This window comes from Candidatus Accumulibacter aalborgensis, assembly GCF_900089955.1.
Taxonomy (GTDB): domain Bacteria; phylum Pseudomonadota; class Gammaproteobacteria; order Burkholderiales; family Rhodocyclaceae; genus Accumulibacter; species Accumulibacter aalborgensis.
Genome location: NZ_FLQX01000164.1, coordinates 1 through 10,789, shown reverse-complemented (window position 1 = coordinate 10,789; position 10,789 = coordinate 1). Strand labels below are relative to the sequence as shown.

Genomic DNA, 10,789 nt, shown 5'->3' with positions numbered 1-10,789 from the left:
AAGCGCTGCGCTCCGCACCAACCTGCTCGGTACGTGTGGTAGGGGGGCTAAACGCTTACGATCCGGCACGCCGGCGGGAATCGCTGCCTGCACCTCCAGCGTCGGCGGCCAGGAAGACCAGGGTATTGCGGTACAGACGGGGAGTGTTGCCGCGGTTTTCCAGAATTGCCTTCGCCACCAGCTCGGCCGCGCTGCCGCCGTCTTTGCTGTCCGGATGATTGACACCGAGCACCACCAGGCGCGCATCGAGGTCGTCCGGCACGTCGGCACCGCTCGCCGGCATCGGGTGGATACGCGGAAAGTCGCCGCTGCGCGCGAGATCCCTGCGCAGGCACTGCTCCAACTCGTGCGCGACCTTGTCCGGTTCGCGCTTCATCTGCTCGGCGCGATCTTCCGCCAGCTTAGGCCACCGTCGGCTGCGTCGAATATCAGCAATGCGGGCCATCCTGGTAGAGGTAGGTGGCCGCGCCGGCCATCCGGCGCAGGGCATCGCCAAACACCGCCGGCGATTCGCCGGGCATTACGCAGCCGAGCTTGACGCGCCGATCCTCGATACCCTTGTGCGCGGCAGCGGTGGTCGGTGCCGAGCCCAGGTATATCGCACGCGCCACACGCCGGCAGGCCGAGAACTTGCCCAGGTTGGGCAGTTCGCTGTCCAGCTTCAGCGGCAGGGAGTTCGGCCCGTCGACGTCCTTCTCGATCACCGGCACCCACTTATCCGAGAGGTAGCGCGTCAGCTCGGATTGCACGCACGCGTCGTCGATCGACACGTTGGCCGGCAGGATCAGCGGATTGCGGTCGCCCTTTTCCCAGAGACTGTGAATCACCGCCGCCATCAGCCGCAGCACACCGCGCGTACGCTGAAACTTCACCAGCGTCGACCAATCGGTGTACAGCCGGTCGAAGATTTCCGGGTGTATCGGATACGCCGCCTTGATGCGTTGCTCGTACTCGGATTCCCTGCACTCCGGCGGAAACTCGGACTGCTGCGTGCGATAGAAATCGGCTCGGTCGGCACAATTGCCGAGAACATGTGGTAGAGCGCCAGCATCGAGTGCGTTTTGCCGCCGCCGAAGTTGGTCTGCAATTGCACCACCGGGTCGCCACCTCCGACTGTCAAACGGAGGACCGCACCGACCAGCATCTCGGTCAGGCTGGCGGAAGATAGGTGCGGCGGAAAAACTCGACCGGGTTCCTGTATTCGGGCGTGCCTTCGCCGAGATGCACCTGCCACAGGTCAGCGGCGAACTCGGCCTGGTGGTAGCGGCCACTGGCCACGTCCTCGTGCAGCATCACCACTTCGCGCCACGGCTTGAGGCTGCCCGTCACACCGCTCTCGATGGCGGTGCCGGCCGACTTGCGCTTTTCGCCGCGCGCCTGCTCGTCGAAACGCACGCGCAGCAGCTCGGTCTTCATCTTGTCCACGTCGTCCGCCTGAGAGGCCGAAACGGCGGAATCCAGGGCACGGTAGGCGTCGTCGCTGGAGATCGGGGTCAAACTCCACCAGCAGATCGATATGGCTATCCGGCTTCGCGGTGCCCTTCAGTTGCGAACCGAACAGCGACAGACGGCGAATGCGGTGGGCCTGGCAAAAGTGCGCCAGGGTCATCTCGTCGACATTCAGTTTCCGGTGCATGTCTTGCTCCTTCATTGCTTCATTCGTAACCAAACATATCATCGGTTCGGGATGTCGCGGCAGGCTGCGTCTTCCGCGCCAGTCGGGTGATCTCGGGCCAACTCTGCACCAGCCCGTTGTAGGCCATGGCTTCGGCTGCGCGCTTCTTTCGCTCGCACAGCGTGTAGGTGCGGTAGCAGAGTTCGCGGGCCGTTTCGGCCTGGCTACCGAGCTTGGCGACCAATGCGGCGGCGGTGTTCTTGGACTTGGAAAGCTGTTCGGCAACACCGTAATCGCCCTCGGCAAAACCGGTCTGCTCGAACCAGGTGAGCGCCCAGCGGGTGTCGGCGTCGAACTCGCCTTCCTGCTCGGCCAGCGCTTCGTCGAGCACCTGGTTGATGAGGGCCAACGCGGCGCGTACCGGGATCGGCTTGCCTTCGGCGTCGAGCACCTTGGCGTAGCGCGTATAGACGCCCATGCCGGGGCCGATGGCCGCCTGCGCGAGATCCACCGGCGCGATGTTGCCGCGCTGCAGGTGGGCGAGCGCCGGCGGCAGTTCGGTCTTGAGCGCGGTGACGAACTCACGACGGGTGGCGGTGGGGGCCGTGGCCGACCTTTGGCGACAGACAAGCACGACGCTGGAAGCCAAGGCATTCGTGCCCGAGTCGATCATGCGTCTATCCAACTCCGTCCTCATCGGCCAAGTATTGCGGGCATGCTCACGCAAACTGGCCCAGGCGCACACAGTCGAATTTCGGTCGGCGACCTTGTCGACTGCTAGCGCCAAATAAACTCCCACCACATCCGCATACGCCGTGGCGCCAGCGCCGAGTTTCTCCAGGGCCTTCCCGTCGTCTGGCAGGCCGACGGCGATGGCATCGCGCTTCACCCGCTCGCGCGCTTCCTGCACCAGGTCGGAAAAGGTCGTCAGCGCAACGAGTTGGCGAGGGGTGAAGAGGTCGGCAAAGGTGGTCAGCCCGTAGTTCGGCGTCTTGAAGTCGCGTGGATTCACCGGCAAGCTGGTTTCCGGCCGCCAGGTTGGTCGCGCGGTCAAGGCAATGGCCTCCATTTCCGGCGTCGGCGCGAGGTAGACCCGCCCGCGATCACCTTCGGCGACGACGGCCATCAGCTTCGCGCCCATGTGCCCGGCCTTGCCTTCCCCACGAATGTGATCGTAGGTCACCGGCGCACCAGACTCCTCAGGTCGGGCCGTTCCGTGACCATCGCCGCGGTGACCTCGAGCTTCGGCTAGAGGTGGCCAATCCGCGTCTCGGCCTCGTCACGCATCCACTGGCCGTAGTAGCGCACGTCCTCGGCCAGTCCCTGTGCGCCTCGCCAGCGCTTGCCCATCTGCGCTTTCTGGCGCTGCGCAACGGGGTTCACCGGCGGCTTGCCGGCAAACTTCGGCGGTATCTCGATCATCGCCTTGTTGATCAGCACCGCCACCGGATTCAGGTCGCTGGCGTAGCTTTCCAGCCCCAGCCCTTGCGCTTCCAGCTGCAGCACGGTCTCGTTGGTCGCGTTCTCCCACTTGACCAGGTCCTCGATGATGCGAAACAGCCGCTGCCGCTCCTTCTGCTGCTTCTTCTCGGCGGGGAAAATGTCCGGGTGCCCAGACGGGTCATCGACCATCTGCGCGAAGATCACCGGCCGCGCCGCCGCTAGTGGCCCCGCCGCGCCCACCACAGGTGCAGCGTGCTCGGGTGGCCGTGACGGATGGATTTCTCGCGCGCACTGGCGACGTTGATCGCCTCCAGCGGCAGCGCGACTTCGATGAGTTTCTTCTTGGGGGTCATGGCGCTCTTTTAGTCGTCTTGCATTCCTTGCGGTCATATCGAAACTCCTGATCCTTTCGGTTAACTCCGCACCTGCCCGGTTTCGATCGCGAACAGCTTGTTCAGCCCTTCCGCCACCATCGTCGCATCGGCGGCGGCGAGTTTGCCGAGTTCGCCGCGCACCAGGCGATGGTCGAGCGTGAAGAGCTTGAAGCGCACCAGGGAGGGGGCCGGCAAGCCAGTAGCGTTCAGGTCTGCAATCGGGCAGTCGAGTGGCCACGGGGCATTGCCCTGCGAGGTAATCATCGCCATCACCGAATGACCAGCCGGCGCGTTGAAGCTGGCGGCGTCGGAGAGCACTAGCGCCGGGCGGTTCTTGCTGGTGTTGCGGTCGGTGAAGGGGAACGGCACGCGCAACACCGTGAAACGCTCAAAGCTCACGATAGGCTTCCTCGTCGGCGCTGCCCGACCATTCGGAGAGTGTGCCTTCAACGGCGCGCAGGTACTCGATGTCCAGCGGTTGCACGCGGCGAACGGTTGCCGTGCCGTCCTCGCGGACTTCCCAGGCGATCAGGTCGCCGGGCGCAACATGCAGTGCGGCGCGCACGTCCTGTGGGATGGTGGTCTGGCCCTTGGCAGTGATTTTGGCAACGGCGAGCATTTGGTTCTCCAGTAAGGATCGCATTACTTTCTTACTTTACAGCGAGCATTCGCCTGAATCAAGCGCGCAGCCGGTAGGCTTGGCGCGGTCCCTCGGCGCGCGCCAGCAATCCAGAAAAGGCGTAATCGACGGTCACGGCATTGAAATTGGGCTCGCGCTGAAATGGCTGGCGCAGGTAGTGAGCCTTGTGCGTTTCGGCATCGAGGAACTCAACGATGGCGAGAATGAAGTCGTCCGGCTTGTTGAGCGACAAGAACTGATTTGTGAGAATGGAAAAGCCTTGATTCTGTGTGCAGATGGCCGTAGGTCCTCAGGGTGAATTCTTCGATTGACTGCGCCGGCCGTAGCCAGTGATACTTTGGGACGTAGAGTTGAATTCCCTATCCTTTCTCGCCACTTCAATGTTGATCCGCGCACTCCTGCTCACCTTCCTGCTCTCAAGCTGCGCCGATAATTTGCTCGTCGGCTTTGGCGAAGACACAAACTATCTGACCTTCGATCACCCGTATTCGGAAAAGGCCATTGCGGACGTTCGCACCAGAGCCGAAAGACTGTGCCATCAGCGCAAACAGGAGGCGATCAAGACGCAGAGCGTCTGCTCCCTTACAAATTGCGCGACCAGCTATCAGTGCGTGGACAAGGCCAACGTGATCAAGTACGGACTCTAGAATTCGGGGACGTAAGGCCACCTTGTCTACGGTCACCGCGCAAACTCCATATCGACGTAGCAGGTGGTGTTCGCAGTCAGCGGTCAGGGTAGCCAGATCGCCGGAGCCGGCTTGATCTTGTTTCTATGGCCCAGTTGCGGCGCTTGCACCCGGATAGAGCCGTTGCAGGACATGGCGCGCGACGTCCGCCAGAACCGGCTTTGCGCGCACGGCGATCACCGCGCTGGCAGTCGGACCGGCCTCACGACCGGACCATGCGGTCACCAGTACGGCGGTGTTTTCGGCGACCACGCCGGTCACCAGCGGCTGCCAGAACGATGGCGACTCGGTTTCCCGCCATTCCCCGCGCCCGCGGCCGTAATGTGCAACGGCGAGATAACGCAGGAGCAAGGCGACAACAAGCTCGCACAGGAACGCGTCATCCCAGCGCAAGGTGGTACCGAGCCTGCCGCGGGCGACATTGACGCCACGCGCTATGCCGGCGCCACCGAGTGCGCCGAGTACGGCACCGGTGAGCATGCCGGCACCGAAAGTGAGTCCGCCGGCGATCAGGTCAGCGCCAAGACCGCTCAGCGCGCCCGACAGCGCACCACCCATCAGGGCAGCTTTGCGCTCGTCGACCGGTGCGGCCAGCGTCACCGTCCGCGCCATTCTGCCCAGCAACTCGGGACCCGCCCGGCCCTCGAGTGCGTGGATGGCGAGCAGTCGGTCCATGCTCGCCCGAAGGTTGGCGTCGAGGCGCGCAGCGAGCGCCTGCACGGCACGCGTCCGGTCGCCGCCGCCGTCGTCGCGGCTCACGCCGATGGCTCGGCCAAGCTCGCGCAGCGCGCCTTTCAGCCGCGTTTCCGGCAGCGTCTCGCTGTCCGCTGCGGCCCGTGCCAGGACTTCCGAGAGCATCGTCATCGCCGCGTCGAACTGGTCCTCCCGGCGGAGCTGCCAGGCGGTGACGAGGCGCCCAAACGCCGACGTGCGCTCGGCCGGCAGGACGCCACCAACCGCGCGTAACAAGGTGATCTCCTGCACCCAGCAGCGGGCAAACGCGTCCAGCGCCAACACCGAGCGAACGAATCGGTAGCCGGCCAGCGCACTGCGCCAGCGCTCCTGCTCCGCCGCCTCTTCGGCGCCGGGGCGCGGGCGACCGGTCTGGTTCAGGAGGACGATTACCGGTTTGCCGATCCACTCGAGAACCGCAAGCTCGGCCACCAGGTAGCCGGCGTCGGCGGGTTCCTCGGACGCATTGACCAGGTACAGCACGACATCCGCCTGCTCGCTGACGTTGCGCACTGCCTGTTGCGAAAACCAGAACGAGCGATCGCGGAAGCGATCCCAGACCTGCGCCAGAAACCAGCCAATGGGGTTGCCCTGCTGGCCCAGACGCCTGGCGAGTCGGGCGCTGTCGCCGAATCCGGGCGTATCCCAGAGGACCAGTTCATCACCCTCCGCGGTGCCGATCAACGAATGACTGGTGGCGTCGAGCGTGACGTGCGGCGCGTCGCGAACTTCGCCGATATCGCGCCCGAGCAGGGTTCGCGCGAGGGTCGTCTTACCGGCATTGGTATGCGAAATCAGAGACAAGGCGATACGATCGACAGTCATGCGACTCCCTGCAGGCAGTGCTCGATCTCGCTCTGCGCGGCGGCCAGGTCGGGCTGGGCGAGGTCAACAAAAATCGGCGCTACGCCGAGATCGGCAAACTCGGCGCGCCACGCCGATCGGCGCTCGGCAAGTCGTTGCCCGTCGGCGTCGAAACGGGCGCGCCACGGGCCCTCATCGACGAACACCAGGACCGGCGCACCGTTCCCGGATGCCTGAAGGGCGCGCACGAAGGCGCCCTGCGTTTCGCGCTCCGGGGTGGCCGCCAGGCTGAACAGCGCGCAGGACGGACCGCTGCCGTCGAGTTGCGTTGCGCTCGGCAGCGCGGACTCGTCGCCATAGCTCACCGGCGCCGTGCACAGCATCGCGGCGCTGCTGCCGAAGACGCGGGCGAGCACGGCTTGCAGCCCTGCCAGAGTGGCCGGCAGCGGATGGTAGCTGTACGGGATGACCGTCAGGCGTGCCGGCGAGACCTGGTAGTCGCGCAGCAGGCGCTGGAAGTAGGGATCGTCGAAATGCCCGATCAGGCGTGTGGATCGCTGCCGTTCGCGAACGGCGCTGGCCAATCCGAGCACCAGCCTTGGCACAACGACGACGATGACAATCGTCGCCGCCATGCGATGCAGCCACAGCGCCGCATTCTCCGTCGGCGGCAAGGCACCGAAACGGATTGCAGCCAGCGCGTCGACCGACGGCAGCGGCTCGCCGACCAGCCACGCGCCGGGCGCCAGCATCAGCGTGAGTATCCGATGCACTGCTTCGGCGCCGAGAAAGGTGCTTTCCCAACCGGCGCGGTATTCGAAAGCGAGGCCGCGGAAATAGAAGCCGGCGATGATCCCCAGGGCAAACAGAGTGGCGGCGAGATGCAGAATGCGCGCGGCCCGGGCGGCATAGAGCGCTGCCGCGATGCGACTCCAATCGCCCACCAGGCGGACCAGCACGGACTTCGGCATGCGCATCCCGCGCTGGCGCAGCCAACCGCCCATACCGGTCGCCCCGCGAACGAGAAAGCGCCGTACGGCGACCGTTTCCTCGGCTGTCCGGCCCTGGCGGCGCAGCCAGCCAGCGGCGATCGACAGGTACACCAGGAGATTCCAGGCCAGCAGGCCAAGGATCGGGAGCGCCAGCAGGTTGATGCGTTGCCCGCTGCCAAGGTGGTCAGTGGCGACGCCGGCAAGAAAAGCCAGCACGATGAGCGCCATGCCAATCCCCGCGCGCCAGCGCAGACCGGCGACGGCGCGAACGAAACCGGCATCGCGGCTTGCCAGTCGCTCGAACGCCAGGTGGGCGCGACGCGCGACGAAAACGGCCGGGCTTGCCCCTGCACCGACGACTTCGGCTGCCGCACGGCTCGACCAGGAGCGATCGTCGTCGGTCCACAGGCGACGGTCGCCGTCAACGGTCTCCACCGCACGCAGCGCAGTGGTCAGGAGGGCGTCGCGCTCATTCATCGGCCAAGGATAGCAAATTCGACGGTATTGATGCCGATCGCCGACTTGCTGATCTTAGCTCTGGCGCTCCAGAACAGGTGCTATCGGGCTGCTCGTCCGTGATCTCTGCACGCGGCAGGAAATCGTCGCTGGCTAATTTCTTCGTCCGCTCCCGCTTTGCCGGGCTGCCACATCGGCATATGATGACGGCTCGCCGTTCAGGGGAGGACGTGCTGAACTTCTGCTGCCTCATCACATCTGCTTCCGCTGCCGAGTGCGCTGCGCACGGCAGCGTTTTCGTGTGGCTGGTTTTCCCCGCTGAGAAGGCGCAGACGTGGCCGTGATCGTCTTCGGCTACGCCTGCCGGTCTGCCGGGGGTCTGTCCAGGGCAGTCACCCGCTCACCCGCGGTGAATCGATAATGGCGACATAGCGAAAGCGAGAATGGACCAGGCCACACACAACAAGATCGTCTCCTTCATCTGGGGAATCGCCGACGACGTGCTCCGCGATCTCTTCAGGCGCGGCAAGTATCCTGACGTGATCCTGCCGATGTTCGTCATCCGGCGTATGGACGCCGTGCTGGAGCCGACCAAGCAGGCGGTGCTCGACACGCGGAAGATGCTCGACGACGCGCGCATCATCGGCCAACGCGCCGCACTCTGCGACGCTGCCGGCCAGGCCTTCTACAACACCTCGCGCTTCACGCTGCGCGACCTGCAATCGCGCGGCAGCCAGCAGCAGTTGCTCGCCGACTTCAGTGACTACCTCAACGGCTTCTCGCCCAACGTCCAGGACATCCTGGAGAACTTCAAATTCCGCAACCAGCTCGCGACGTTATCAAAAGCCGACGCGCTCGGCACGCTGATCAACAAGTTCCTCGACCCCGAAATAGACCTCTCGCCGGCGGCGATCGACAACCACGCGATGGGCACCGTCTTCGAGGAGCTGGTGCGCAAGTTCAACGAGGAGAACAACGAGGAGGCCGGCGAGCACTGGACGCCGCGCGACGCCGTGCGCTTGATGGCCAACCTCGTTTTCCTGCCGATCGAGGACCAGCTCAAGTCCGGCACCTACCTGCTCTATGACTGCGCCTGCGGCACCGGCGGAATGCTCACCGTCGCCGAGGAAACGCTGACGACGATTGCCGCGAAGCACCATCAGCAGGTCACGGCGCTGCTCTGCGGCCAGGAGATCAACCCCGAAACCTACGCCGTCTGCAAGGCCGACATGCTGCTCAAGGGAGAGGGCGAGAGCGCCGAGCACATCGTCGGCGGAGCCGAGTGGTCAACGCTCGCGCATGACGCCTTCGCCGCGCAGGAATTCGACTTCATGCTCGCCAATCCGCCCTACGGCAAGAGCTGGAAGAAGGACCTGGAGGCGATGGGCGGCAAGGACGGCATGCGCGACCCGCGCTTCAAGGTCATGCACCAGGATGAGGAGCTGTCGCTGGTCACGCGGTCGAGCGACGGCCAGATGCTCTTCCTCGCCAACATGGCGTCGAAGATGAATCACCGCTCGAAGCTCGGCAGCCGCATCGCCGAAGTCCATAACGGCAGTTCGCTGTTCACCGGCGACGCCGGGCAAGGCGAGAGCAACATCCGCCGCTGGCTGATCGAGAACGACTGGCTCGAAGCGATCGTCGCACTGCCGCTCAACCTCTTCTACAACACCGGCATCGCCACCTACATCTGGGTGCTGTCGAACCGCAAGCCGGCGCACCGCAAGGGTCAGGTGCAACTGATCGACGCCAGCGGCTGGTTCAAGCCGCTGAGGAAAAACCTCGGCAAGAAGAACTGCGAGCTGTCGCCCGAAGACATCGAGCGCATCAGCCGCAGCTTCCTCGACTTCAAGGAGACGCCCGAGTCGAAGATCTTCACCAACGCCGCTTTCGGCTACTGGAAGGTCGTCGTCGAGCGCCCGCTGCGCCTGCACAGCCAGCTTTCGACCCAGGCCATCGAAAAGCTGCGCTTCGCTTCCGGCGACGAGGATCTGCGCAGCGCGCTCCATGACGAATTCGGCGACGCGCTGTTCACCAGCTTCGCCGGCATCGCCGCGGCGGTAGAAAGACGCCTCGCCGACTGGAGCGGCGATGATGTCGAGAGCGACGATGATGAAGGGGTGGGCGCCCGCAAGGGGCTACCCGAGAGCAGGAAGAAGAAGCTCCTCGACGCCCGGACCTGGGAGCGCGACGGCCGCCTCGTTGAAGTGGCGACTGCCTTGCGTGCGGTACTCGGCGACCAGCTCCACGACGATCATAACGTCTTCCGCGACCTCGTTGATGGAGCGCTCAAGCAGGCGGGCCGCAAGCTCCCGGCAGCGGAAGTGAAGCTGATCCTCAAGGCCGTGAGCTGGCGCGTCGACACCGCGCCGCGGGTCATCGCCAGGACGCACAAGCCCGGCAGGATCGCGGCCGACCCGCTGCGCGGCCTGTTCGCGGCGAGCGTAGATGGCAAGCCCGCGATCGTTGAATATGAGCCCGACGCGGATCTCCGCGACACCGAGCAGGTGCCGCTCCTCGAAGCGGGCGGAATCGAAGCGTTCATCCGCCGCGAGGTACTGCCCTACACGCCCGACGCCTGGATCAAGGAAGGCGCCACGAAGATCGGCTACGAAGTGAGCTTCACCCGCCACTTTTACAAGCCGCAGCCGCTGCGCACGCTGGAGGAGATCAGCGCCGACATCCTGGCCATCGAGCGGGAGGCGGATGGGCTGCTCGATGGCTTGCTGAAACCCGGTGCGACATGAAAGAAGAACAAGTCACCGGCGCACCAGAACAGATGCAGGACATTGGCGGCCTGCTTGCCAATCTGCGTGAAGTCATCCGGAGCGCTCGCCAACAAGCGCTGCGCGCGGTCGATGTCGTCCAGGTCAGCGCCTGCTGGACGATGGGGCGGCATATCGTCGAATTCGAACAGGGCGGCGCCAGTCGGGCGGCCTATGGCAAGCGTCTGCTGGCCGATCTCGCGGCAAGCCTCAGCGCCGAGTTGAACTAAACCGCTGGCGCGGTGGTGGGAAGGCCGACCGCCGCGTTGTTGTTTCTGGAGG

Annotated in this window: 7 protein-coding genes and 4 pseudogenes; 3 read left to right on the top strand and 8 right to left on the bottom strand. The window is 64.8% G+C overall.

From position 1 onward, the window contains the following. Window positions 1-100: 100 nt before the first annotated feature. From ACCAA_RS20870 to ACCAA_RS20845, 6 genes and pseudogenes are all read right to left on the bottom strand, one after another. Window positions 101-1,479: pseudogene (locus ACCAA_RS20870) on the bottom strand (DUF499 domain-containing protein); the annotation flags it as partial. Between the two features lie 43 nt (window positions 1,480-1,522). Then, a pseudogene (locus ACCAA_RS22325) lies at window positions 1,523-1,609 on the bottom strand (nucleotidyltransferase family protein); the annotation flags it as partial. 46 nt (window positions 1,610-1,655) lie between these two features. After that, window positions 1,656-3,411: pseudogene (locus tag ACCAA_RS20860) on the bottom strand (DUF1156 domain-containing protein). A gap of 60 nt (window positions 3,412-3,471) precedes the next feature. Then, on the bottom strand, window positions 3,472-3,831 hold the full coding sequence (locus ACCAA_RS20855; protein WP_186409173.1) for a type II toxin-antitoxin system PemK/MazF family toxin: 360 nt from the start codon (window positions 3,829-3,831) through the stop codon (window positions 3,472-3,474). Continuing rightward, complete coding sequence (locus ACCAA_RS20850; protein WP_186409172.1) at window positions 3,821-4,051, bottom strand: AbrB/MazE/SpoVT family DNA-binding domain-containing protein; 231 nt, start codon at window positions 4,049-4,051, stop codon at window positions 3,821-3,823. Before ACCAA_RS20850 ends, ACCAA_RS20855 begins: the two co-directional genes overlap by 11 nt. Window positions 4,052-4,109: 58 nt before the next feature. After that, complete coding sequence (locus tag ACCAA_RS20845; protein WP_186409171.1) at window positions 4,110-4,304, bottom strand: hypothetical protein; 195 nt, start codon at window positions 4,302-4,304, stop codon at window positions 4,110-4,112. Window positions 4,305-4,422: 118 nt separating this feature from the next. Here ACCAA_RS20845 and ACCAA_RS20840 point away from each other — a divergent pair, with 118 nt between their 5' ends. Beyond that, a complete protein-coding gene (locus ACCAA_RS20840) occupies window positions 4,423-4,719 on the top strand; it encodes a hypothetical protein (protein ID WP_186409170.1) in 297 nt (98 codons plus the stop codon). A gap of 123 nt (window positions 4,720-4,842) precedes the next feature. Here the strand turns inward: ACCAA_RS20840 and ACCAA_RS20835 are convergent, their stop codons facing one another. Both ACCAA_RS20835 and ACCAA_RS20830 read right to left on the bottom strand, forming a co-directional pair. Further along, window positions 4,843-6,315: a DUF3482 domain-containing protein gene (locus ACCAA_RS20835; RefSeq protein ID WP_186409169.1), complete on the bottom strand. Its 1,473-nt coding sequence runs from the start codon at window positions 6,313-6,315 to the stop codon at window positions 4,843-4,845. Continuing rightward, window positions 6,312-7,763: a DUF2868 domain-containing protein gene (locus ACCAA_RS20830; RefSeq protein WP_186409168.1), complete on the bottom strand. Its 1,452-nt coding sequence runs from the start codon at window positions 7,761-7,763 to the stop codon at window positions 6,312-6,314. Before ACCAA_RS20830 ends, ACCAA_RS20835 begins: the two co-directional genes overlap by 4 nt. 422 nt (window positions 7,764-8,185) lie before the next feature. Between ACCAA_RS20830 and ACCAA_RS20825 the strand changes: the two genes are divergently transcribed. Both ACCAA_RS20825 and ACCAA_RS20820 read left to right on the top strand, forming a co-directional pair. Next, window positions 8,186-10,489, top strand: a complete 2,304-nt coding sequence (locus ACCAA_RS20825; RefSeq protein WP_186409167.1) for a type I restriction-modification system subunit M — start codon at window positions 8,186-8,188, stop codon at window positions 10,487-10,489. 32 nt (window positions 10,490-10,521) lie between these two features. Then, window positions 10,522-10,728: pseudogene (locus ACCAA_RS20820) on the top strand (DUF1016 N-terminal domain-containing protein); the annotation flags it as partial. Window positions 10,729-10,789 lie beyond the last annotated feature (61 nt).